This is a genomic window from Natronomonas amylolytica, from assembly GCF_037031205.1.
GTDB classification, from domain to species: domain Archaea; phylum Halobacteriota; class Halobacteria; order Halobacteriales; family Haloarculaceae; genus Natronomonas; species Natronomonas amylolytica.
Genome location: NZ_JAYEZM010000002.1, coordinates 277,181 through 299,344 on the forward strand (window position 1 = coordinate 277,181; position 22,164 = coordinate 299,344).

Consider the following 22,164-nt stretch of genomic DNA (forward strand, 5'->3'; position numbering starts at 1 on the left):
CCGACTCCCACCGCGCGGGATACTACGGCTGATTTTTATGCAAGGGCGTGGTAGTACTTGGCACTGTTCTGGTGATCCACCGATGACATCCATACTCGTCCCGATGGACGGCAATCAGCCGTCGAAGGCTGCTCTCGAATACGTACTGACCGAATTCCCCGAGGCCGAGGTGACGGTGCTTCACGTCATCGGGGTCGTCGATACCGCCGGGGAGGCCGAGCGGGCCTCCGGCCACCGGCGCGCGCAACTCGACCGGGCTCGGGCCGACGCCGAGGACCTCTTCGAGGTGGTCGACCGCCGGGCCGCGGAGGCCGGCATCGAGGTCGCGACCGAGACGGCCTTCGGTCCGCCCTCCCGGACCATCCCGGAGTTCGCCGAGGACTTCGACCGGGTCGTCATGGGCGAACACGGCCAGTCCGGCGCGCGACAGATACTGCTCGGTAGCGTCGCCGAGACGGTCGTCAGCCGGTCGCCCGTCCCCGTGACGGTCGTCCGCGGCGACAGCGAGGAGCCGGACCGCCGGATTCTCGTCCCCGTCGACGGGTCGCCGCTCTCCCGGCAGGCGCTCGACTACGCGTGTGCCGAACACGACCCCGAGTCGGTGACGCTATTGCACGTCATCGACCCGTCGGAACCGGCCTACAGCGCCCTCGAGGAGGTCGACGTTCGGCAGGAACCCCTCCACGGCTCCGAGGAGTGGTACGAGCGGGCCGAGGCCGCGGCCGAGGAACTGGTCGCCGACGTCCGCGGGGAGGTATCGGCCGACGATGTCGACATCGAGACCGCGGTCGAGACGGGCGACCCCCCGCAGGTCATCACCGACCGCGCGGCGGCCGGCGGCTTCGACCACGTCGTCATGGGCAGTCACGGCCGCGTCGGACTGGACCGCCTGCTGCTCGGCAGCGTCGCCGAGACGGTCGTCCGCCGGTCGCCGGTCACCGTGACCGTCGTCCGGTAGGCCCGGTTTTCAGCACGTCAGCGCAGCGACCGCGAGGAGTTGAGCACGACGAGCAGACTGCTCGATGCCATCGCGGCGGCGGCGAAAAGCGGGTTGAGCAGGCCGGCGACCGCCAGCGGAATCGCGACGGCGTTGTAACCGAACGCCCACGCGAGGTTGGTCCGGATGCGGCGGTTCGTCGCCGACGCGATATCGAAGGTCGCCGGCACCGACCGGAGGTCGTCGTCGACGACGATCGCGTCGGCGGCCTCGGTCGCCAGTCGGGTGCCGCCGGCAAGCGCGATGCCGACGTCGGCTTCCGCCAGCGCGGGCGCGTCGTTGCTGCCGTCGCCGACCATCGCCACCGTCCCGTCGGCCCGGAGTCGGCGGACCGTCTCGGCTTTCGCCGCCGGCTTGACGCCCGCGAACACCCGGTCGACCGCGGGGTCATCGCGGAGGCGGTCGGCAGCCGCGCCCTCGTCGCCGGTCAACACGACCACCTCGCGGTCGGCGAACGTCTCGGCGACTTCGGCCCACTCGGGCCGCGTCTCGTCGCCGACGGCGACGACGCCCTCGGCGCGGCCGGCCCGCCCGACGAGGACGGGCACTGCGCCCTCCATTCGGACCTCGTCGGCCCGGTCGGCGAGGTCGTCGGACACCGTCCACTCGCGGGCCTCGAACAGCGAGGGGTGGCCGACGAGGACCGCCTCGCCGTCGACGGTGCCCGCGACGCCGCGGTCGTGTTCCTCGATATCGGTCGCCTCGGGCGGGTCCTCGACGGCGTCGACGACCGCCTCCGCCACCGGGTGCGACGAAAAGCGTTCGAGCGCCGCTGCCCGCGCCAGCAGTGCTTCCTCGTCGTCGGCCGTCGCGGTGACGTCTCGTACCGCCATCGCCCCCGTCGTCAGCGTCCCGGTCTTGTCGAAGACGACGGTGTCGGCCTCGGGGGCGGCCTCGAACAGCGCCGGCGTGGCGACGACGACGTTCGCCTCGGCGGCGGTTCGCGTTCCGGCGGCGACCGCCAGCGGCGTCGCCAGCCCCAGCGCGCAGGGACAGGAGACGATGAGGACGGTCAGTCCCGTCAACAGCGCGGCAGTCGGCGTCGCCCCGCTCGCGAGCAACCATGCGGTCGTCGCGACGGCGACGAGGACGACCAGCGGGACGAAGACGGTCGCCAGCCGGTCGGCCAGTCGCTGGGCGCCGGGGCGGGCGCTCTGAATCCCCCACAGCAACTCGACGATGCGGTCGAGCGTGCTGGTCACCTCCTCGCCGGCGCGGACGACGAGCGGCGCGTCGGTGACGACGGTGCCGCCCCGGACCTCGTCGCCGGGTTCCTTGCTCCGGGGCAGGGACTCGCCGGTCACCAGCGCTTCGTCGACCGCCGCGGACCCCTCGACGACGGTTCCGTCGACGGGGACACGGTCGCCGGGTCTGACCAGTAGTCGGTCGCCGGGGCCGACCGCCGAGACGTCGACCCGCTCGCCGCTGGGGTGGCGGACCGCCTCGGCGACCTGCTGCTGGGTCAACTCCGAGAGCAGGTCGCTGGCCCGCCGCTTGATGCGGGACTCGTACTGGGTGCCCGCCGTCACGACGAGGACGACCGCGATGGTCACGTCGAAGTAGAGCTCTGAGCGGCCCAGAAGCATCGCCAGCGTACTGTAGGTGTAGGCGCCGACCGCGGCCAGCGACACCAGCAGGTCGGTGTTGGGTCGCCACGACCGGAGGCTGACGTAGGCGCCCCGGAGGATGGGAAATCCCGTATAAAAGAGGACGACCGAGGTGAAAGCCCAGATGTTGGCGGCGATGTAGGTGAAATCGAGGCCGCCGAAGTCGACGACCGGCGGGTAGCCGAAGTAGGTCGGATAGAGGAAGATGACGTACCACAGCATCGCCATCATGCCGAAGAAGCCGCCGCCGATGAGGAACCGAACCACGTCGCTGCCGTCGTCGTCGACCGTCTCCTCGGGGTCGTGGGCCTCGTAGCCGTAGCCCGACAGCCGGGCGGGCAGGGCGTCGCTGTCGACGGCTTCGGGGTCGTAGACGACCCGTGCCAGTTCGCTCGCGTAACTGGCCTCGACGGCGTCGACGCCCTCGACGTCGCGGGCCAGCGACTCGACGAACACCTCGCAACTCGAGCAGTGCATCCCCTCGACGGCGAGGAACTCCTGCTCGCGGCCCTCGGGGACGGGTTCGGCGCCGAGGTCCGGCCCCGCTTCGTTCGCTTCGAGGGCCGCGTCGGCCTCGTCGCCGAGGCGGCGCTGGACTTCGAGACAGCCGCGACAGCAGAACTCGCCGTCGACGTCGTCGGCCGTCACGGGCGGGTCGGGGGTCGGGAGGTCACAGAGGCTACAGGACATGGGTGAACTCGTCGATGGGTCGGTAGGGAAGCGATGGGTGCGGCAAGTGGACGCCGAACAGCATCAGGCCGTGGGCCAACAGGACGTAGCCCAACAGGACGAACGCCGCCCCGAGGGCCCGGTGGAGGCGCCGCCGTCGCGTCGCGTCGACGGCGTCCAGTACCGTTCCGTACAGCAACAGCGTCGGGATGGTACCGACCCCGAGGACGAAAAGCGACAGGCCGCCACGGACGGGGTCGCCGACGGCGAAGGCGTACAGATATGCCGGGTAGATGATGGGGCAGGGAAAGAGCCCGTGGAGCGCCCCGAGGCCGACGATGCCGGGGCCGGCCGCCAGCCGGTCGACGCGGTCGGTCGCGGCGGCGACGACCCGGCCCAGCGGCGCGCCGTCGGGGACGAACCGATGCAGGTCGGCGGCGCCGCCGAGCAGATAGGAGACGCCGACGGCGACGACGAGCAGGCCGACGAGGACGCCGACGCCGCCCCGGAGGCCGTCGCCGACGCCCTCGATTGTCGCGGCCGACTCGAAGACGACGCCGCCGAGCAGGCCGGCGAGGGCGCCGATGGCGGCGTAGCTGGTCGCGCGACCGAGGTTGAAAAGCGTGTGCTGGCGGACCGCCCGCGGGGTGAGTTGGCCCGCTCGTCGCCCGCCGTCGGCGGCCGTCGCGTCGATGCGCTCGGCGTACAGCGTCACGAGGGGTCCGCACATCCCGAGACAGTGGGCGCCGGCGAGCAGGCCGACGAGGCCGAAGACGGCGAGGTCGACCCCGACGCTGTCGAGTACCATCGGGCGTTAGCCGGCCGTGCCGTGTCCGTTCCCGCCGTGTCCGTGGCCCGAAACCGGCGAGAAGGCGACGTAGAGGCTCCCGAAGATGAGGCAGACGTTCACGAGAGCGATGCCGACGAGCGGCTCGCCACGAGCGAACGCGAAGGTGGCGACCGGAACGAGGGCGAGAAGCGCGACGATCGTCCCCCGACGCGGTGTCAGTTCCATGCCGAAAAGTATGACCGCCGGTGGTTGAAAACTCTATCCCCGCCTCCCGCGGGCTGAGAGCCGAGGGAAGTATTTTATCGTATGTCTTTGAAACACCGCTGAACATGTCGACAGATACCGAACGACAACTCGGACACGAGGAGTTCGATCCGGTGGGGACGGCCGTCCTCATCACGATCTACTTCCTCATCCTCGTGGGGATGTGGATCTTCACCTACTTCATCGAGTTCCTCGGCAACGGGCCGACGGTGGTAGGATGAACGTCCACACCTACGAGAAGATCTGGCTCGTGGCGGCGCTCGTGCTCATCGTCGGGTTCATCGCGACGGTGACCTACGGCGCGGTCGGCGCCGGCGTCGCGATGGTCGACAACGAGGGTGGGACCATCGACGCCACCGCAGTCGGCGAGGACGACCGCTTCGCCGAGCCACGGGTCGAACAGGTCGGCGAGAACGAATACGAGGCCTACGTCATCGCCCAGCAGTTCATCTTCCGACCCAGTCCCATCGAGGTGCCGGCGAACAGCCGCGTCACGTTCTACATCACGTCGATAGACGTAGTGCACGGCTTTGAGGTCGTCGGCACCAACGTCAACACGATGGTCATCCCGGGGCAGGTCGCGGAGATAACCGTGGAATTTGACGAACCCGGCGAGTACGGCATCCTCTGCAACGAGTACTGCGGAGAGGGGCACCACGACATGGAAGGGAAACTCGTCGTCCTCCCGGAGGACGAATACGAAGGAGGCAGCGAATGAGCGACCAAGACGCACTGACCGGCGAGCGACTGTTCGTCGACCGGTTCCCCGAGGAGGCTCGCATCGTCCGGGCGGCGCTGTGGAGTTCCTTCGTCGCGCTCGGCATCGGCGCTCTCGGCGGCATCATACAGGCGCTCCACCGGACGAACTACTTCCGATTCATCGACTCGGCGGACTACTACACCGTCCTGACACTTCACGGCGTGTTGCTCGTCATCTCCTTTACCATCTTCTTCCTCGTTGGGGTGTTCACGTGGGCGATGGTCAGAAGCCTCGACCGGCCGGTCATCGATACACGGTTCACGTGGACCTGGTATCTGCTGATGGTCGCTGGAACGGCGATGGCGGGCATCGCCATCCTCGCCGGCTTCGTCGACTCGATACCGATGAGCGCCGACGTCCTCTTTACCTTCTATGCGCCGTTGCAGGCCCACCCGCTGTTCTACGCCGGCCTTGCGGTCTTCATCATCGGCACGTGGCTGGCCGGCTTCGACTGGTTCCGGATGTGGTGGCAGTGGCGTGACGAGAACGAGGGCGAGCGGATTCCCCTGCAGGCGTTCATGGTACTGACCTCGATGCTGATGTGGTATATCGCCACCCTCGGGGTCGCTATCGAGGTCGTCGTCTTCCTGCTGCCGTGGTCACTCGGACTCATCGAGCAGGTGAACCCGCTTTTGACGCGGACGCTGTTCTGGTTCTTCGGCCACCCGGTCGTCTACTTCTGGCTGATGCCGGCGTATCTGCTCTGGTACACCGTCCTGCCGAAACTCTCCGGCGGTCGCCTGTTCAGCGACCCACTGGCGCGGGTCGTCTTCGTGCTGTTCCTCCTGCTGTCGACGCCGGTCGGCATCCACCACCAGTACGTCGACCCCGGCATCGCGGAGGGCTTCAAGTTCATCGCGATGACGAACACGATGTTCCTGCTGTTGCCGAGTCTGCTGACGGCCTTCACCGTCGTCGCGAGCGTCGAACACGGCGCCCGCCAGCGCGGCGGCGAGGGGTATCTCTCGTGGCTCGGCGTCCTCCCGTGGCGTGACCCGGCCTTCACCGGCATGGCGCTGGCCGGCCTGATGTTCGCCGCCGGTGGCTTCTCCGGCATGGTCAACGCCGGGATGAACATCAACTATCTCATCCACAACACGCTGTGGGTGCCCGGCCACTTCCATCTCACCGTCGGGACGGCCGTCGCGCTGACGTTCATGGCGTCGACCTACTGGCTGCTGCCGCAGTTGACCCGGCGGTCGGTCTACAGCCGGCGTATCGGGCTGTTCCAGGTCGTCCTGTGGTTCGTCGGCATGACGCTGATGTCGAACGCGATGCACCGCGGCGGCCTCATCGGCATCCCGCGACGGACCGCCGAACCGCAGTACTCCGGCTTCGCCTTCGACGCCGGCTTCAGTACGGTCGGCGAACTCCGGTTCCAGATTGCCATCGGCGGGACGCTGCTGTTCATCTCGGTGGTGCTGTTCCTCGGGAACGTCATCGTCTCGCTGCTGGAACCGCCGATGGAGGAGGCCTTCGACGCGACGCTGCCGCCCGCGCTGTCCGGGCCGTCCGACGCCCCCGAGGTGCTCGATAACCTCGCGCTGTGGACGGCCATCGCGGTCCTGCTGGTCATCCTCGCGTACGTCCTGCCCATCGGCGCCATCATCTCCGAGGGCGGGCTGTTCGGGCCCGGCACCGGCACGTATCCGGCGTGGATAATCGAGGTGATATCGTGAGCCGTCGCATCACCCGTGGCGGGCTGCTCGTCATCCTCGCGTTCCTCGTGCCCGTCATCGTCGAGTTGCGGACGATAGCCGGCCTCCTCGGGTTCGCCCTCTCGGCGACCCAGTATCTCGCCGTCGCGGCGGCGCTCGTCCTCGCCGTCCTCGGTGGCGTCGGCCTCTGGAACCTCCGGGTCGGCGACGAGGAGACGAACGCCGAGGGAGCCTGACCGATGGCGACCTCCAACGGCACCGGCCGGTCGGCCGTCCCGGAACTGCCGGTCGCGCGGTCGACGGCCGTCAGCGCGGTCGGCGCGCTGCTGGTCGTCGAGTTGCTGGCCGTGTTCGCCTACCTCCGGGTCACCGGCACGGGCGTCCTCGAACCCCGCTATACGCTGTACCCGTTCGTGTGGATCAACGTCGGCGCGTGGGTCCTGCTCCGGCGGCCGACGATTCCGGCGGACCGAAGCCGACGGCTCGCCGCGGGCGCGGTCGCCGCCGTCTACTTCCTCGTGTTGGCGGTTGCGGGCGGCCTCCTCGGCCCGGGTGGCATGGAGATGCCGGCCCGCATCGCGTGGCTCTCGCCCGGCTGGGGGCCGGCGCTTTTGTACACCAACGGCTGGATAGACCTCGCGGTCCTCCCGTTCGAAGTCGTCGGCTACGCCACCCTCGCCGTGTTGGTGTACACGGTCGTCCTCGCCGGCGCCCGAAGCGCGGTGGCGGGGCTGCTCGGCCTCGCCACCTGTGTCGGCTGTCTATGGCCGTTCGGCGCGGCCCTGCTGGCGGCCCTCGGCGGCGTCGGCTCGCCGCTGGCGACCGCCGTCCCCGGCGTCGCCTACGACCTCTCGACGGCGCTGTTCCTCATCACCGTCGGCGTGCTCTACTGGGCGGCCCGACGGGCCGCATAGCGCCCGCTCGACGGTTTTCGGCTCCGACGAGCGCCCGGCGGCTGCCGAACGCTGTTGCCACTCCTTATAAATGCTACCAGCCGGGACGAAATCTGTTTAAAAAAGCCTCGCTGTCGTCGCTACTGCGGCCGGTTCGGCGCGACCCGTCGGCTGACCATCGAGGCGGCGACGAGGGTCAGCACGGCGAGCGCACCGAACACGAGGGTGCCCACCGCGAGCCCCGAGGCCGTTCCGGGAAGCACCCCGGCGAGGGCCGGCCACAGCGACGCCAGTCCGACGAGGACGAGCGCGACTGCGAGCCCCGTTACGACCAGCGCGACGGCCGGCATCACGCGTTCCGGGCGCACTGGCGGGTCGTCCGCGAGCCGTCGGTCGAATGGTTGACTCATAGTAGAAGCAAGGCGCCGAACGGCCCTAAATAAGGGACCTGTGTCCCAACGCGTGAGAATCGCGCCCCCGAGGGCTCGACCGTGGCGATTCCCGAATCCTCGGTCGTCGTCGGCCGTCGGAAGCTTTGTGGCCGTCCGCGTCGCCCATCTTCGTATGCACGAAATCGACGGCGCGGCGGGCGGCGGCCAAATCGTCCGGACCGCGGTGACGCTGTCGGCCCTGTCGGGCGAGGGCGTCCGGGTCGAGAACGTCCGTGGCGACCGCTCGACGCCCGGAATGCGGCCCCAGCACCTCGCGGCCGTGGAGGCCGCCGCGGCGCTGTGTGACGCGACGGTCGAGGGCGACGAACAGGGTGCCGAAACGCTCGAATTCGACCCCGGCGACATCGAGGCCGACGACGTGACCGTCGACGTCGGCACCGCCGGCAGCGTCTCGCTGGTGGCCGACACCCTCGTCCCGCTGGCGACGGCGCTGGACGCCGAGGCCTCGGTGACGATAGCCGGCGGCACCGACGTCGCGTGGTCGCCGCCGCTGGATTACCTCCGGTACGTGAAGTTTCCCCTCCTGCTCGGCGCGGGCCTCGATATCGACCTCTCGGTCGCCTCTCGCGGCTTCTATCCGGTCGGCGGCGGCGAAATCGAACTGACGCTCCGACCCTCGGAACTGGACCCGCTCGCGCTGGTCGACCGCGGCGCACTCCGGCGGGTCGAGGTCTATTCGGTGGCCACCGAGGAACTCGAAGACCCGGCCGTCGCCGGTCGGCAGGCCGCGGCCGCCGCCGAGGCGCTGCCCGACGTGCCGACGCCGACGGACGTCTCCTACGTCGAAGCCGAGTCGACGGGGTCGTCGCTCGTGTTGGCGGCCGTCTACGAGGGCGGCCGCGCGGGCTTTACCGCCCTCGGGGAGGCCGGCAAGCCCTCCGAGGAGGTCGCGAGCGAGGCCGTCGCTGGTTTCGAGGCGTTCCACGACGGCGTGGGTGCGGTCGACCGCCACCTCGCAGACCAGTTGATGATTCCGCTGGCGCTGGCCGGCGGCGAGATGTTGGCGCCCGAACGCACCGACCACGTCGAGACGAACCGTGGCGTCATCGAGACGTTCGGGTACGAACTGGCCGTCGACGACCGGGACGAGGCCGTTCTCCTCTCAGGGCAACCGGTCCGTTCGGGGCCTTAGGTGGCATGAGATACCATGCCAAGGACCTAACACGTAGCCCTACAATATCGAACCGCAGTCAGCGCACGGGCCGTGTTCTGTCTGCACCGGCTGGTACCCATACCCGAGCCGATTCCGCTGGCACTCTGAGTCGGCTCGGATGGGTCTAAACCTCCCGTCCCCCTTCCCTCCTCCCCCTTCCCGTCCCCTTCTTTCGTCGCCTCCGTAGAGCGCCGTCTCCCGTGGCCACAATAGTTGCGTGTTTGTATCGGGCCGCTCAATGGCCGACATGGGACTGGACGAGGACGCTCTCGACTACCACCGCTCGGACCCGCCCGGCAAAATCGAGATTTCGACGACCAAGCCGACGAACACCCAGCGTGACCTCTCCTTGGCGTATTCGCCCGGCGTCGCCGCACCGTGTCGCGCCATCGACAAGGACCCGACCGAGGCCTACACCTACACGACGAAGGGCAACATGGTCGGCGTCGTCTCCAACGGCACCGCCGTGCTCGGTCTCGGCGATATCGGCGCACAGGCCTCCAAGCCCGTCATGGAGGGGAAAGGAGTCCTTTTCAAGCGCTTCGCCGACATCGACGTCTTCGACATCGAGTTGGACGAGACCGACCCCGCGGAGTTCGCCGACTCGGTCGCCCGGATGGAACCGACCTTCGGGGGCATCAATCTGGAGGACATCAAGGCGCCCGAATGCATCGAAATCGAGGAGTACCTCCGCGAGGCGATGGACATCCCGGTCTTCCACGACGACCAGCACGGGACCGCCATCATTTCGGGTGCGGCACTCCTGAACGCCTGCGAAATCGCAGGAAAGGACCTCGAAGACATCGAGGTCACCTTCGCGGGAGCGGGCGCCGCGGCCACCGCCACCGCGCGGTTCTACGACTCGCTGGGCGTGAAGAAGGCCAACATCACGATGTGCGACATCGACGGCATCGTCACCGAGGCCCGCGCCGCAGACGGGGACCCCCACGAGTACGTGGCACCCTTCGCGGCCGACCGGCCCGAGGGAAGTCTCGCCGAGGCGATGGAGGGCGCGGACGTCTTCGTCGGTCTGTCGGCCGGCGGCATCGTCGACGAGGACATGGTGCGGTCGATGGCCGACGACCCCATCGTCTTCGCGATGGCCAACCCGGAACCGGAGATCGGCTACGAACGGGCGAAGGCAGCACGGGACGACACCGTCATCATGGCGACGGGTCGGTCGGATTACCCGAATCAGGTCAACAACGTTCTCGGGTTCCCGTTCATCTTCCGGGGTGCCCTCGACGTTCGCGCGACCGAAATCAACGAGGCGATGAAGGTCGCCGCCGCCGAGGCGCTGGCTGACCTCGCCAAGCGCGACGTGCCGGACGCCGTCGTGAAGGCCTACGGCGACCAGCCGTTGCAGTTCGGCCCCGAGTACATCATCCCGAAACCGCTGGACCCCCGCGTGCTGTTCGAGCTTTCGGGTGCGGTCGCCGAGGCGGCGATGGAGTCCGGCGTCGCCCGCGAAGAACTGGACCTCGAAGAGTACCGCGAGGAACTGGAGGCCCGCCTCGGCAAGTCCCGCGAGATGATGCGGGTCGTCCTCAACAAGGCCAAAAGCGACCCCAAGCGACTCGTGCTGGCGGAGGGCGACGACCCCAAGATGATTCGGGCGGCCTACCAGTTGGTCGAGCAGGACATCGCCCATCCGGTGCTCATCGGCGACAAGCGCGCCATCTGGGAGCAGGCGGCCGACCTCGGACTGGACTTCGACCCCGAAATCGTCGACCCGACGACCGACGAACTCGACCCCTACGCCGACCGCCTCTACGAGTTGCGCCAGCGCAACGGCGTCACCCGCCGGGAGGCAGCGGGGATGGTCCACGACGGCAACTACCTCGCCAGCGTGATGGTCGAGGTGGGCGACGCCGACGCGATGTTGACGGGGCTGACGAACCACTATCCGACCGCCCTCCGGCCGCCACTGCAGGTGGTCGGCACCGCCGACGATTCCGACTACGCGGCGGGCGTCTACATGCTCACCTTCAGGAACCGCGTCGTCTTCGTCGCCGACGCCACCGTCAATCAGGCGCCCGACGCCGACGTCCTCGAAGAGGTCGCGACCCACACCGCCGACCTCGCCCGGCAGTTCAACGTCGACCCCCGGGTCGCGCTACTCTCCTACTCGGACTTCGGGACGGTCGACAACGAGGGCACGCGCAAGCCCCGCGAGGCCGCCCGTCGCCTCCGTGAGAACCCCGGGGTCGACTTCCCGGTCGACGGCGAGATGCAGGCCGACACCGCCGTCGTCGAGGAGATGCTGACCGGCGACTACGACTTCTCGGAGTTGCAAGAGCCCGCGAACGTGCTGGTCTTCCCGAACCTCGAAGCGGGCAACATCGCCTATAAACTGCTCCAGCGTCTCGGCGGCGCGGAGGCAATCGGCCCGATGCTGGTCGGGATGGACAAGCCGGTTCACGTCCTCCAGCGCGGTGACGAGGTCAAGGATATCGTGAATCTGGCGAGCGTGGCTGTGGTGGACGCGCAATAAGGACCGGTCGTGAGCATTTGCGAGGGTCGGAGCGAAGCGAGACCCTCGGACGCGACCGGTCCGTTAGACGATCAGGTCGAACAACGCGTCGCCGAAGAAGATGAGCGCGAGTCCGGCGATGACGAGCAGGATGACCCACAGTATCGTCAGGTAGCCGACGCGGCGGAACACCTCCTCGTCGTTCGCGTTGCGGGGGTCGGAGGACGTGGTCATAGGTGACGTTTGTTATGCTCTCTCATTAACGCTGCCGTGCTCGTGGCGAGTCGGGGCGAACCACTATGCATCACCGCCCGACAGTACACCTATGAGCGGGCCGCTGGATATCGCGTATCAGTCCCACTATCGGGTCGGCCATCTGCAGGCGGTCATCCGGTACTGTCTGGAAGGAATCGCCGCGGGGTTCGGGGAATGGGAGGACGCGGCGGCGGCGCCGGGGGCGTATCTCGCGGTCGTCTCCGGGGCGTCGGTCGCCGACTTCGCGGACCCGATGGGCGACAACTACTGGCCGGAGACGGGTCGAGAGCCGCTGGAGGAGTTCGATGCCTTCTACGAAGCCCTCCGGACGGTCGCAAGCGACTGCGACGGCGCGGCGGTCATGGGCGTCGACGGCGTCATCAACGAGCAGTTGGTCCGGTTTCGGAGTCCGCCGGACGTCGAGGTGGAGTACGAACCGTGGATGGGCGCCCGCCACATGAGCGCCCTCGACATCTCGACTCGCGACGACGTCGTGACGACGCTGACGCTCAGCGAGGAGACGGGCCGGGTGACGGTCTTCCAGAACGGCACCTTCGAGAGCACGCCACCGGAGCGGTTCGGCGACCGCTGGCGCGGCCGGTAGTTCCGACGCCACAGGGTCCCGGCACGCCTTCGGAACGTCCTTGGCGGCCCCGTGGCTACCGCCGCCCATGTACGTCGGCGTCGGAAGCGGCAACCCGGTCAAGCGACGAGCGGTCGAATCGGTTCTCTCGGCGAGCGATGCGTTCGACGATACGACCGTCGAGGCGGTGCCGGTCGCCTCCGGCGTAAGCGAACAGCCGACCGGTCACGCCGAGACGGTTCGGGGCGCCGAGACCCGCGCCGCGAACGTGCTGGAAGCCGGGGATTTCGACCTCGCGATCGGCATCGAGGGCGGCGTCGCCCGCTTCGAGGGCTGTGACGGGCTCTTTCTCGTCATGTGGGCCGCCGTCGACGACGGCCAGCAGGTCGGCCACGGGTCGGGCCCGAGCCTCCGGTTGCCCGACGACATCGCCGAACGGGTCGATGCCGGCGCGGAACTCGGGCCGGTGATGGACGACGCGTTGGGCGAGTCCGACGTGGCGAGACGGCAGGGCGCTGCCGGCGCGCTGACTGCCGGTGGTCTCGACCGGCAGTCGGCGCTCGCCGCCGCGGTTTCGGGTGCGCTGGGGCCGTTCGTCACCGACCACTACTGAAAAAGAACGGGAGCGCCGCTATCGCCGGTAGCGGTCGAGGCGCTCGGGAAGCTTCTCGGCGACGGTGCCGCCGAGGCGCTCTCTGAGCGCGCCGAGGATGCCCCGCGGCATGAAGAGGACGAAGGCGATGAAGATGAGACCGAGGTAGAGTTCGGCGCGGCCGTCGATGAAGACGTTGATGAACTCGACGACGGTGAAATCGCCGACGCCGGCCGTCAGCACGCCCTCGGGGAGTGCGTCCCGGAGGAATCGGGCCAGTCCGTGGGATTCGGTCGAGAGGATGCCCCGGACGAACTCGTGGAAGAGGTGGCCGTAGAGCGCGCCGGCGAGGGTGCCGAAGCCGCCGATGATGGCCGCCAGCAGGGCGTCGGCGGTCACGAACAGGTCGAAGGTGTTCTCGGGGGCGACCGACCGCCGGTAGCCGGCAAAGAGCGCGCCGGCGACGCCCGCGAAGAAGCCGCTGATGCCGAAGGCGCCCAGTTTGTACCAGAAGGTGTTGTAGCCGACGGCCTTAGCCCGCTCCTCGTTTTCGCGGATGGCGACCATCACCCGGCCGAACGGCGAGTGGATGACCCGCTGCATCGCGAAGTACGACAGCAGGACGACCGCGCCGATGGCGTAGTAGGACACCTCGACGGTGCCCAACTCGAGGCCCGTCCCGAGGACGTTCTCGAAGCTATCGCCGGTCAGGCGGCCCAGTCGGAACTGCAGGGCGTCGATACCGGGAACCCCGACCGCGAAGCCGTCGCGGCCGACGACGCCGACGCCGTCCCGTGGGTTCGAGCCGACGTAATCCCAGTTGCGGATGAAGACGTGGGAGACCTCCGCGAAGCCCAGCGTCACCATCGCGAAGTAGACGCCGGTCAGTCGGAAGGAGACCGCGCCGACGGCGACCGCGATGAGCAACGCCACCAGCGCGCCGCCGACCAGCATGAGCATGAAGGGCGCCTCGGCCGGGAGGCCGGGTATCTTCCCCGTGCCGGCCAGCACGACGAAGTAGGCGCCGATGCCGTAGAACATCGCGTGGCCGAAGGAGAGATAGCCGGTGTAGCCGCTGATGAAGTCGAAGCTCATCGCGAAGAGGCCGACGTAGAGGACGACGACCATCGTCCGGGTCCGGGGCAGGAAGACGTCGAACAGCGCCCCGAGTTGGACACCGCCGACGGTGAGGCCGATGCCCGTCAGGGCGGCGTAGATGAACGGGTAGACGACCAGCGCGGCGACGACGGCGACGTGGGCCGTGTGGCTCCGGAGGTAGCGGCGGAGCGTCTCGACGGTCGTCGACTCCTCGACGGCCGTCTCGCCGCTGCCGCCGCCGGCCTCGTCAGCGTCGGCCGCGGGAGCAGGGTCGCTAATGGCCCCCCACCTCCGCGATGCCGAACAGGCCCTTCGGACGCGCGATGAGCACGACGACGAGCACGAGGAACAACACCAACTCCGGCAGGCCCGGGAAGTCGATGTAGTTGATAAAGAGCCACGTCATCAGCGCGTCGACGAAGCCGACCAGCAGGCCGGCGACGACGGTCCCCTTGAACGAGCCGAGGCCGCCGATGATGACGACGATAAAGGAGATGAGCAGCGTCTCGACGCCCAGCGGGACGCTCGCGCCGAAGCGGGGGTCCCACATGAGCAGGACGCCGGCGACGCCGGCGAGGCCGACGCCGACGCCGAAGACGACGGTGAAGGCCCGCCGGACGTCGATGCCCAGCGCCTGCGTCATCTCGGGGTCCTCGCTGCCGGCGCGGATGTAGAGACCGTATCGGGTCCGCGTCAGGAACAGGAAGATGGCGACGACCACGAGCAGGCCGACCAGCATCTCGAAGAAGAGCAGGCCGCTCGTGCTCGCACCGAGGATGCCGTATCGGGTCGCGAGGAACTCCGGCGCGGTCCCGATGGCGTCCTGCCACTCGGTCTGCGGTCGGAGCCCACCCAACTCGACGACGATGCGCGCGGCCTCGTCGAGGACCAACACGAGGCCGAAGGTGAGCAGTATCTGGAACAGCGGCTCGCGGTCGTAAATCGGCCGGATGAGCGTCAACTCGATGGCGGCGCCGAAGCCGGTCAGAACCGCGAAGACGGCGGCGACGGCGACGAAGAACAACAGCAACCGCGCGATGTCGCCGGTGGCCGCCGAGACGAGGCCGACCATCACGGCGCCGCCGAGGTAGGCGCCGAGCATCGTCAGCGAGCCGTGGGCGAAGTTGAGCACGCCCATCAGCCCGAAGATGAGGCTGAGGCCGCTGGCGATGACGATGTAGAGGGCGGCCTTCGACAGCGCGTCGAGGGTGATGTCGACGGGCGCGAAAAGCGGGACGCCGTCGGCCAGCAGTTCGAGGCCACTCATGCGCTTAAATACCTCCGAATCCGCTCGTCGTCGCGAGAGACGTCCGCGGTGTCACCCGATTCGACGACCTGGCCGTGGTCGAGCAGGTAGAAGCGGTCCGCGAGGTCCATCGCCAGCGGGAAGTTCTGTTCGACCAGCAGGACCGTCGCGTCCTCGGCGACCCGCGAGAGCGCGTCGGCGACCTGTTGGACGATCTGCGGCGCCAGCCCCTCGCTGGGTTCGTCGACCAGCAGGAGGTCGTTGTTCCCGACCAGTCCGCGCGCGATGGCGACCATCTGCTGTTGGCCGCCGGAGAGGTCGCCGGCCTCGCGGCCGCGGTGGTCGTCGAGTTCCGGGAAGGCGCCGTAGGCCGTCTCGAAGGCCGCCTGAACGTCCTCGCCGGGCGGCGTCGCGATGCGGATGTTCTCGTCGACGGTCAGATGGGAGAACATCCGGCGTTCCTCCGGCACCCAACCGACGCCCTTCCGGGCGACGTCGTGGGTCTGCCAGCCGGTGACGTCCTCGCCGCGGAGGGTGACGGTCCCCTCACGGGGCGGCGTCAATTGGAGAATCGACCGGAGCGTCGTCGTCTTGCCGACGCCGTTGCGGCCGATGAGGGCGACGGTCTCGCCGGCCTCGACCTCTAGGGAGACGCCCTGCAGGATGTGGCTCTCGCCGTAGTAGCTGTGGATATCCTCGACTTCGAGCAGGCTCACGCGTGTTCACCCCCGGCAGTGTTGGCCTCGTAGCCGCCGAGGTAGGCCTCCTGGACGCGCTCGCTGTTGCGAATCGCCATCGGGTCGTCGTCGGCGATGAGCGAGCCCTGATGGAGGACGGCGATGCGGTCGCTGACCTCCATGACGACGTCCATGTTGTGTTCGACCAGCAGGACGGCGTGGTCGGCGGCGATGTCGTCGACGAGGTCGGTGAGTTCGTCGATGCCGTCGCTGGAGACGCCCGCGGTCGGTTCGTCGAGCAGGATGACGTCGGGGTCGCCGGCCAGGGCGATGGCGACTTCGAGGTTCCGTTTCTCGCCGTGGCTGAGCGCCTCGGCGGGCCGGTCGGCCTTCTCGGCGAGGCCGACCCGGTCGAGGATGTCGCGGGCCTCCCGCTCGTATTCCGGGAAGGCCTCGACGTTGCGCCAGACGCGCCACGAATCCTCGCCCGCCGCCTGCGCGGCGATGCGGACGTTCTCCAGTACCGTCGACGTCTCGAAGACGTTCGTAATCTGGTAGGAGCGATGCAGCCCCGACAGCGCCGTCTCGTGGGGCGCGTGGTCGGTGATGTCGGTCCAGTCGTCGCCGTCGTGGTACTCGACGGTGCCCTCGGTCGGGTCGAGGACGCCCGTCAGCAGGTTGAAAAACGTCGTCTTCCCGGCGCCGTTCGGCCCGATGAGCGAACAGCACTCCTCTTCGAGCTCGAAGTCGACGCCGTCCACGGCGACGAGGCCCCCGAACTGCTTCGTGAGGTTCCTCGTTCGCAGGACCATCGCTTACAGCGAACACCCCATGTCGGGGTGGTCTGCCGGCAACGTCGTCTCGTCGGCGGGGATGCGGGCCAGCGGTTCGCCCGGCATGATGGGCGCGTCCCAGTTGTCCTCGGTGTTCGGGACGGGGTAGGCGACGGTCATCTCCGAGCGCGCCTGATTATTGTACTCCTGGAAGGTGTAGGCGTCGGCGCCTTTCGGCGTGTCAGCGACGGTCATCCCGCGGAGCGCCGAGGCGATGTCGGCGCCGTCGGTCGACCCGCTCTCGTTGACGGCCTGCACGATGGCCGAGGCCGCGGTGAACGTCCCCGAGGTAAAGAGGTCGGGCGTGATGCCGTACGTCGAGGTGTAGGAGTCGACGAAGGCGTCGTTGATGTCGTTGTCGTACTGGTTCCAGTGGTAGCGGGTGGTGAAGGGGCCGAGTTTCGCATCGCGAATCTTCTCCTCGGTCAGCGGTTCGCCGAGGACGCGCTGGGCGACGCCGCCGACGGCGTTGGTCGATATCTGGGTCGCGAAGCCGCCGAACATCCGGAGGCCGTAGCCGCCGGAGAGCCCCTCGTCGAGGAAGTTCGGTAGCGTCACGACGGTGAAGCCGCCGACGACCGCGTCGGCGTTCGCGTCGACGGCGTTCTGGTAGAGTCCCGCGAACTCCTCGTGGCCCCGCGGGACGAACCGCTCGCCGACGATTTCGATGCCCTCGTCTTCGAGGACGTTCCGGTAGTTGCGGGCGACCGCACGGCCGAACGAGTAGTCGGCGGCCATGATGTAGACCGACTCGACGTCGGTCTCCTGTGCCACGTACTTCCCGCCGGAGAGGGCGTCCATCGCCGTGTTCTCGCTGGCGCGGAAGACGAGGTCGCTACAGAGTTCGCTGTCGCTGGAGAGGTCCGCCGCCGCGGCAGGCCCGGCCATGAAGGGAACGTTCGTCTGGAGGACGACCGACTCGATGACCCGCCGAGCGCCGTCCGAGGAGGCGATTCCGAACAGCATGTCGACCTCCTCGTCCTGCACGAGGTCGGTCGCGACCGTCTGGGCCTGGTCGGGGCTGAACTGCGAGTCCTCGATGACCAGTTCGTAGGTGACGTCTTCGCCCTCTATCGTCTCCGTCCCGGTGGTCGAGACGTCGAGCGGGTCGGCGTCGTGTTTGTAGGCCAGCCCCGAGAGGAATCCCCACAGCGACTGCTGGCCGTAGTACTGCACGTCGCCGGACAGCGGCTGCATGACGCCTATCTTGACGGTCCCACCGGCACCGCCGTTTCCGTTGCCGTTGCCGTTGCCGTTGCCGTTGCCGTTTCCGTTGCCGTTGCCGTTGCCGTTTCCATTCCCGTTGCCGTCCCCCGTACACCCGGCCAGCGCCGTGGCTCCGAGCGTTCCCGCGGCCGTCGTCTTCAGCCACTGTCGCCGCGTCTGTTTCTTTGCCATGATAGAAGTATACACACATTATTCGCCAAAAGGGGGGAGGTTAACATATCAACTACACCGGTCTCGGGCGGGTCGAGCGGTCACTCGCCGCCGGGCGGGTCCGGAAGCCGGTCGGCGGCGTAGTCGATGGCGTCGCGGCCGTCGTCGATGTGCTCGTAGAGGCTCAGGAAGCCGTGAATCTGCCCCTCGTAGTTGCGGTGTTCGACGGAGACGCCCGCCTCGTCGAGCCGTTCGGCGTAGGCGGTGCCCTCGTCGACCAGCGGGTCGAAGCCCGCGGTGATGACGGTCGCCGGCGGCAGCCCCGAGAGGTCGCGGGCCCGCAGCGGGAAGGCGTAGGCGTTGCCGACGTCGGCGGCGCCCGAGAGGTACTGGTCGAGATACCACTCGATGCTGTCGAACTCGAGGAAGTAGTCGGTCCCGTAGTCGTCGTAGGAGTCGAACCGGCGGACCGACGGCGGGTTGACGGCCGGATAGACGAGCAACTGGTGAGCGAGGTCGGGGCCGCCGCGGTCGCGGGCGACGAGGCTGACCGCGGCCGAGAGGTTGCCGCCCGCGCTGTCGCCGCCGACGGCCACGCGGTCGGGGTCGCCCTGCAGGTCCGCGGCGTGGTCGGCAGCCCACGCCGTCGCGGCATAGCAGTCCTCCAGTCCCGCGGGGAAGGGGTGTTCCGGCGCCCGACGGTAGTCCACCGAGACGACAACGCAGTCGGCCTCCGCGGTCAGCAGGCGACAGGGGCCGTCGTAGGCGTCCCGCGAGCCGCGGACCCACCCGCCGCCGTGGAGGAAGACCAGCACGGGAAACGGCCCTTCGCCCTCGGGCGAGTAGATGCGGAGCGGAATCGGGCCGTTCGGGCCCTGAATCTCGATTTCCGTGACCTCGCCGACGGGTTCGGGGTCGGCGACGGCAAAGAGGTCGTCGAGCAACTGCCGGCCGGTCGCCACCGACAGCGTCGAGGAGGGCGGCGCGACGCCGGCTTCGAGTTCCTCCAGCAGCGCCCGCGCCTGCTCGTCGAGGTCGGGATGGCGGTCGGTCATCGTTCCGCTCCGGTGACCGTCGATTCGTCCGTTCGGGTGGGGGTCACTGGGTGGCTACTCGGAGTGGTTCGCGGTAGCATGACACACTATACGTGATGCCGCTAACAAAAACGAAGGGTTGCAATATGAACGGAGCGCGGTCGATGCAGTCGGAGGCCGCCGCCCGCTATGGCATCTCGTCGACGTGTTCGAGCGCCTCGACCAGCCCCCGGAGGACCTTCTTCTCGCCGCGGCGCATGTTCTTGGAGACGGCGGTCGTCGAGACGTCGAACTCGTCGGCCAGCGTCGAGAGGGTGGCGTCCCGCGGCGTCTCGAAGTAGCCGGCGTCGGCCGCGCGTCGGATGGTGTCCGCCTCGACGGCCGACAGCGACCGGGCGGCATCCAGCAGGGCCGTCGCCGCGTCGGCGTTGTGCATCACGTCGAACAGCTGGTCGAGTTCGAGCCCGCGGCGCTGTTTGACCTCGAAGTCGTTGTTCTTGTCGAGGGCGTAGAGGGTCTCGTCGGCGACCCCGCCGTCGTCGAAGCCGACCTGCCACAACTCCTCGCCATCGCGGATGTGGAAGGGGCCGGTGATGTAGCCACCGCGGTCGTGGATGGTCTCCATCGCGTCGGTCTGTTCGATGACCGTCCGGATGACCGCGGTGTCGTCCTGCCGGGTGAACAGCCGGTAGTCGTTCATGTTCTCGTGGGCGCGAAGCGCCGACAGGCCGTTGTCGAGTGCCCCCCGGTCGGCCGCCTCGACGACCAGCCGCGTCTCCAGTTCCTCGGCGGCCGCATCGAGTTGCCAATGCATCGTCGAGAACGTCACCTCGTGGTCGACCGTGGTGTCGATGAAGGGACAGTCGTACTGCTCCATCTCCATGGTGACGTCTAACATGATGTCTCCCTTTCGGTGCCTCCTATATAACGGTTCCTCACAGTTCACCCTCCTCCGGCGGCCCGAACCGTTCCTTGACGGCCGCGCGGTCGATCTTCCCGGTGCCCGAATCGGGGAACCGGTCCGTCACCGTCAGCGCGACGGGGAGCGCGAAGTCGGCGACGCGGGGTTCGAGGAACGCTTCCAGTTCCGACAGCGTCAGCGAGTCGTCGCCGACGACGACGGCCTTGGGGACCGCGCCGAGGCGGTCGTCGGACACGCCGAAGACCACTGCCGCCTCGACGGCGGGATGTTCGGCGATGGCGCTTTCGACGCGCTGGGGGTAGACGTTCTCGCCGTCGGAGACGAACATGTCGTCGATGCGGCCCTCGATGTGGACGTAGCCGTCCGCATCGACGCGAGCGAGGTCGCCGGTGGAGACCCACTCGCCGAAGGTGTTCCCGTCGGCGTCCGCGTCGCCCCAGTAGCCGGCGGCGGCGGCCGGCCCCGCGAGTTCCAGTTCGCCGACCTCGCCGCGGGCGACCGCGTCGCCGAAATCGTCGACCAGCCGGAAATCGACGCACATCGCGGGCACGCCGACGCTGTCGGCCTTCTCCGGCGGGGCGTCGGCCGGCATGGCGAAGTTGTTCGGGCCGAACTCGGTGAGGCCGTAGCCCTGCGAGAAGTCGACGCCGCGGTTCCGCCACGCCTCGATGACGTGGTCGCGACAGCGGCCGCCGCCGCTTTTGACGAAGCGGAGACTGGAGAGGTCCGTCCGGTCCCACGCGTCGTGGCGGGCCATCTCGCCGAGGGCGGTCGGCGTTGCGACGAGAGTGGTCGCCGACTCGCGGTCGATATCCGCCAGCACGCGCTCGGGGTGAGCCTCTCGCCGGAGCAGCACCGTCGCGCCCATCCCGAAGAAGGGCAGCGTCAGGACGTTCCAGCCGCCGGTGTGGAACATGGGGAAGACCAGCGGCGTCACGTCGTCGGGGCGGATGCCCCACGAGGTGATGGTGTTGAAGGCGTTCCAGTAGATGCTCCCGTGGGTGAGGACGGTCTCCTTCGGCGTCCCGGTCGACCCCCCGGTGTGCAAGAGGAGATGCGGGTCCGACAGCGCGGTTTCGACGCCGTCGAAGGCGGCGTCCTGTCGGTCGATATCGAGCGGGTCGTAGCGATGGTCGTCGTCGGTCGGTAGCGACCGGACGGCGGGGTCGGCGTCGCTCCGTTCGAGGGCGTCTATCAGTTCGGCTTCGAAGGGCGTCTCGACGACGACCACGCAGGGGTCGACGTCACCGATGACGGCCGCCAACCCGCGCTCGGGGAGGCGGTGTGACAGCGGCGCCAGCAGACTCCCGGTCTTGGCCGTCGCGAAGAACAGGTCGACCAGTTCGACCCGGTTCCGCGCGAGCACGGCCACGCGGTCGCCCGACTCGACACCGAGCTCCCGGAGGGCGCCTGCGGTCCGGTTCGCCCGCTCGTCGAGGTCCGCGTAGGTGTATTCTGACCCCGTGGCTGGCTCCTTGATGGCGACCCGATTCGGGGTGAGTCGCGCCCGCCGTTGGCTCCAGGCTCCGACCCACTCGTAGGGTCGGTCGGCGTGGGCGTGTGGGGACGCGCTCGCCGCGCTCTCGGACGTCACGTCTCGGGCGGGCCGGTGGGGTTCGGTTCCGGGGGTGCGTACGCCCCCTGCGGTCGAGACCTACGGGCGGGTGGCCGGCTATACGTGGTGAGTGACATACCATACCACAGCCACTCGTCCAGTATCAAACCGGAGATTCACATATCAACCCGAAGCCCTTCGTCCTCGGTTTTTCCTCACATGCGAGACACCGCTATGGCACCGACCTGCCGTTCGGCGGTGGCTACACGCTCCCAC

At 68.5% G+C, this 22,164-nt stretch carries 22 protein-coding genes and 1 pseudogene; 10 read left to right on the plus strand and 13 right to left on the minus strand.

Going from position 1 to position 22,164, the window contains the following annotated elements; translation table 11 throughout:
* The first annotated feature begins 82 nt into the window (after window positions 1–82).
* Window positions 83–958 (plus strand): universal stress protein, encoded by an 876-nt coding sequence (locus tag U5914_RS04430; protein ID WP_336134462.1) that lies wholly within the window; start codon window positions 83–85, stop codon window positions 956–958.
* A gap of 17 nt (window positions 959–975) precedes the next feature.
* Here the strand turns inward: U5914_RS04430 and U5914_RS04435 are convergent, their stop codons facing one another.
* From U5914_RS04435 to U5914_RS04445, 3 genes are read right to left on the minus strand one after another with little or no spacing between them, the layout of a single operon-like run.
* On the minus strand, window positions 976–3,294 hold the full coding sequence (locus tag U5914_RS04435) for a heavy metal translocating P-type ATPase (RefSeq protein WP_336134463.1): 2,319 nt from the start codon (window positions 3,292–3,294) through the stop codon (window positions 976–978).
* Entirely contained in the window at window positions 3,284–4,081 is a 798-nt protein-coding gene (locus U5914_RS04440; RefSeq protein ID WP_336134464.1) for a sulfite exporter TauE/SafE family protein, read from the minus strand. The genes U5914_RS04435 and U5914_RS04440 overlap by 11 nt, the downstream gene beginning before the upstream one ends.
* 6 nt (window positions 4,082–4,087) lie before the next feature.
* Complete coding sequence (locus U5914_RS04445) at window positions 4,088–4,288, minus strand: DUF8131 family protein (protein WP_336134466.1); 201 nt, start codon at window positions 4,286–4,288, stop codon at window positions 4,088–4,090.
* 104 nt (window positions 4,289–4,392) lie between these two features.
* Between U5914_RS04445 and U5914_RS04450 the strand changes: the two genes are divergently transcribed.
* From U5914_RS04450 to U5914_RS04470, 5 genes and pseudogenes are all read left to right on the plus strand, one after another.
* On the plus strand, window positions 4,393–4,548 hold the full coding sequence (locus U5914_RS04450) for a cytochrome oxidase (protein ID WP_336134467.1): 156 nt from the start codon (window positions 4,393–4,395) through the stop codon (window positions 4,546–4,548).
* Window positions 4,545–5,030 (plus strand): annotated as a pseudogene (locus U5914_RS04455) (cytochrome c oxidase subunit II); the annotation flags it as partial. The gene U5914_RS04450 and the pseudogene U5914_RS04455, both read left to right, overlap by 4 nt.
* Before the next feature lie 11 nt (window positions 5,031–5,041).
* Window positions 5,042–6,766 (plus strand): b(o/a)3-type cytochrome-c oxidase subunit 1, encoded by a 1,725-nt coding sequence (locus tag U5914_RS04460; RefSeq protein ID WP_336134470.1) that lies wholly within the window; start codon window positions 5,042–5,044, stop codon window positions 6,764–6,766.
* Window positions 6,763–6,981 (plus strand): hypothetical protein, encoded by a 219-nt coding sequence (locus U5914_RS04465; protein ID WP_336134472.1) that lies wholly within the window; start codon window positions 6,763–6,765, stop codon window positions 6,979–6,981. The genes U5914_RS04460 and U5914_RS04465 overlap by 4 nt, the downstream gene beginning before the upstream one ends.
* A gap of 3 nt (window positions 6,982–6,984) precedes the next feature.
* Window positions 6,985–7,659, plus strand: coding sequence for a DUF7546 family protein (locus tag U5914_RS04470; RefSeq protein WP_336134474.1), 675 nt, complete (start codon window positions 6,985–6,987; stop codon window positions 7,657–7,659).
* 119 nt (window positions 7,660–7,778) lie between these two features.
* On the opposite strand, the gene U5914_RS04475 is transcribed toward U5914_RS04470, so the two are convergent.
* The gene (locus U5914_RS04475) at window positions 7,779–8,048 is read right to left on the minus strand and encodes a hypothetical protein (RefSeq protein WP_336134476.1); all 270 of its coding nucleotides are present in this window, start codon (window positions 8,046–8,048) and stop codon (window positions 7,779–7,781) included.
* Between the two features lie 154 nt (window positions 8,049–8,202).
* Here U5914_RS04475 and rtcA point away from each other — a divergent pair, with 154 nt between their 5' ends.
* Window positions 8,203–9,222: an RNA 3'-terminal phosphate cyclase gene (rtcA, locus tag U5914_RS04480; RefSeq protein ID WP_336134478.1), complete on the plus strand. Its 1,020-nt coding sequence runs from the start codon at window positions 8,203–8,205 to the stop codon at window positions 9,220–9,222.
* A gap of 268 nt (window positions 9,223–9,490) precedes the next feature.
* Complete coding sequence (locus U5914_RS04485; protein WP_336134479.1) at window positions 9,491–11,737, plus strand: NADP-dependent malic enzyme; 2,247 nt, start codon at window positions 9,491–9,493, stop codon at window positions 11,735–11,737.
* Window positions 11,738–11,800: 63 nt separating this feature from the next.
* Here U5914_RS04485 and U5914_RS04490 read toward each other — a convergent pair whose 3' ends face one another.
* Complete coding sequence (locus U5914_RS04490; protein ID WP_336134480.1) at window positions 11,801–11,950, minus strand: hypothetical protein; 150 nt, start codon at window positions 11,948–11,950, stop codon at window positions 11,801–11,803.
* Between the two features lie 91 nt (window positions 11,951–12,041).
* Between U5914_RS04490 and U5914_RS04495 the strand changes: the two genes are divergently transcribed.
* The gene (locus U5914_RS04495) at window positions 12,042–12,575 is read left to right on the plus strand and encodes a diadenylate cyclase (RefSeq protein WP_336134482.1); all 534 of its coding nucleotides are present in this window, start codon (window positions 12,042–12,044) and stop codon (window positions 12,573–12,575) included.
* A 67-nt stretch (window positions 12,576–12,642) separates the two neighbouring features.
* Entirely contained in the window at window positions 12,643–13,167 is a 525-nt protein-coding gene (gene yjjX, locus U5914_RS04500) for an inosine/xanthosine triphosphatase (RefSeq protein WP_336134483.1), read from the plus strand.
* 18 nt (window positions 13,168–13,185) lie between these two features.
* Here yjjX and U5914_RS04505 read toward each other — a convergent pair whose 3' ends face one another.
* The 8 genes from U5914_RS04505 to U5914_RS04540 form a co-directional block, all read right to left on the minus strand.
* Window positions 13,186–14,274 carry a branched-chain amino acid ABC transporter permease gene (locus U5914_RS04505; protein ID WP_336134484.1) on the minus strand — a complete coding sequence of 363 codons (1,089 nt, stop codon included), beginning with the start codon at window positions 14,272–14,274 and terminating at the stop codon, window positions 13,186–13,188.
* Between the two features lie 244 nt (window positions 14,275–14,518).
* Complete coding sequence (locus U5914_RS04510) at window positions 14,519–15,511, minus strand: branched-chain amino acid ABC transporter permease (RefSeq protein ID WP_336134485.1); 993 nt, start codon at window positions 15,509–15,511, stop codon at window positions 14,519–14,521.
* Window positions 15,508–16,206 (minus strand): ABC transporter ATP-binding protein, encoded by a 699-nt coding sequence (locus U5914_RS04515; RefSeq protein WP_336134487.1) that lies wholly within the window; start codon window positions 16,204–16,206, stop codon window positions 15,508–15,510. Before U5914_RS04515 ends, U5914_RS04510 begins: the two co-directional genes overlap by 4 nt.
* Window positions 16,203–16,979, minus strand: a complete 777-nt coding sequence (locus U5914_RS04520) for an ABC transporter ATP-binding protein (RefSeq protein ID WP_336134489.1) — start codon at window positions 16,977–16,979, stop codon at window positions 16,203–16,205. Before U5914_RS04520 ends, U5914_RS04515 begins: the two co-directional genes overlap by 4 nt.
* A 3-nt stretch (window positions 16,980–16,982) precedes the next feature.
* On the minus strand, window positions 16,983–18,398 hold the full coding sequence (locus U5914_RS04525; RefSeq protein ID WP_336134490.1) for an ABC transporter substrate-binding protein: 1,416 nt from the start codon (window positions 18,396–18,398) through the stop codon (window positions 16,983–16,985).
* A gap of 80 nt (window positions 18,399–18,478) precedes the next feature.
* Complete coding sequence (locus U5914_RS04530) at window positions 18,479–19,432, minus strand: alpha/beta hydrolase (RefSeq protein WP_336134491.1); 954 nt, start codon at window positions 19,430–19,432, stop codon at window positions 18,479–18,481.
* 166 nt (window positions 19,433–19,598) lie between these two features.
* Window positions 19,599–20,309, minus strand: a complete 711-nt coding sequence (locus U5914_RS04535; RefSeq protein ID WP_336134492.1) for a helix-turn-helix domain-containing protein — start codon at window positions 20,307–20,309, stop codon at window positions 19,599–19,601.
* 37 nt (window positions 20,310–20,346) lie between these two features.
* The gene (locus U5914_RS04540) at window positions 20,347–21,927 is read right to left on the minus strand and encodes a class I adenylate-forming enzyme family protein (protein ID WP_336134493.1); all 1,581 of its coding nucleotides are present in this window, start codon (window positions 21,925–21,927) and stop codon (window positions 20,347–20,349) included.
* Window positions 21,928–22,164: the final 237 nt, after the last annotated feature.

What these genes read in the sequence shown, in the direction of transcription:
- U5914_RS04430 (WP_336134462.1), top strand. Translation starts at nt 83, where the DNA reads ATGACATCCATACTCGTCCCGATGGACGGCAATCAGCCGTCGAAGGCT.
- U5914_RS04435 (WP_336134463.1), bottom strand. Translation starts at nt 3,294, where the DNA reads ATGTCCTGTAGCCTCTGTGACCTCCCGACCCCCGACCCGCCCGTGACG.
- U5914_RS04440 (WP_336134464.1), bottom strand. Translation starts at nt 4,081, where the DNA reads ATGGTACTCGACAGCGTCGGGGTCGACCTCGCCGTCTTCGGCCTCGTC.
- U5914_RS04445 (WP_336134466.1), bottom strand. Translation starts at nt 4,288, where the DNA reads ATGGAACTGACACCGCGTCGGGGGACGATCGTCGCGCTTCTCGCCCTC.
- U5914_RS04450 (WP_336134467.1), top strand. Translation starts at nt 4,393, where the DNA reads ATGTCGACAGATACCGAACGACAACTCGGACACGAGGAGTTCGATCCG.
- U5914_RS04460 (WP_336134470.1), top strand. Translation starts at nt 5,042, where the DNA reads ATGAGCGACCAAGACGCACTGACCGGCGAGCGACTGTTCGTCGACCGG.
- U5914_RS04470 (WP_336134474.1), top strand. Translation starts at nt 6,985, where the DNA reads ATGGCGACCTCCAACGGCACCGGCCGGTCGGCCGTCCCGGAACTGCCG.
- U5914_RS04475 (WP_336134476.1), bottom strand. Translation starts at nt 8,048, where the DNA reads ATGAGTCAACCATTCGACCGACGGCTCGCGGACGACCCGCCAGTGCGC.
- rtcA (WP_336134478.1), top strand. Translation starts at nt 8,203, where the DNA reads ATGCACGAAATCGACGGCGCGGCGGGCGGCGGCCAAATCGTCCGGACC.
- U5914_RS04485 (WP_336134479.1), top strand. Translation starts at nt 9,491, where the DNA reads ATGGGACTGGACGAGGACGCTCTCGACTACCACCGCTCGGACCCGCCC.
- U5914_RS04490 (WP_336134480.1), bottom strand. Translation starts at nt 11,950, where the DNA reads ATGACCACGTCCTCCGACCCCCGCAACGCGAACGACGAGGAGGTGTTC.
- U5914_RS04495 (WP_336134482.1), top strand. Translation starts at nt 12,042, where the DNA reads ATGAGCGGGCCGCTGGATATCGCGTATCAGTCCCACTATCGGGTCGGC.
- yjjX (WP_336134483.1), top strand. Translation starts at nt 12,643, where the DNA reads ATGTACGTCGGCGTCGGAAGCGGCAACCCGGTCAAGCGACGAGCGGTC.
- U5914_RS04505 (WP_336134484.1), bottom strand. Translation starts at nt 14,274, where the DNA reads ATGGTCGTCGTCCTCTACGTCGGCCTCTTCGCGATGAGCTTCGACTTC.
- U5914_RS04510 (WP_336134485.1), bottom strand. Translation starts at nt 15,511, where the DNA reads ATGAGTGGCCTCGAACTGCTGGCCGACGGCGTCCCGCTTTTCGCGCCC.
- U5914_RS04520 (WP_336134489.1), bottom strand. Translation starts at nt 16,979, where the DNA reads ATGGTCCTGCGAACGAGGAACCTCACGAAGCAGTTCGGGGGCCTCGTC.
- U5914_RS04525 (WP_336134490.1), bottom strand. Translation starts at nt 18,398, where the DNA reads ATGGCAAAGAAACAGACGCGGCGACAGTGGCTGAAGACGACGGCCGCG.
- U5914_RS04530 (WP_336134491.1), bottom strand. Translation starts at nt 19,432, where the DNA reads ATGACCGACCGCCATCCCGACCTCGACGAGCAGGCGCGGGCGCTGCTG.
- U5914_RS04535 (WP_336134492.1), bottom strand. Translation starts at nt 20,309, where the DNA reads ATGTTAGACGTCACCATGGAGATGGAGCAGTACGACTGTCCCTTCATC.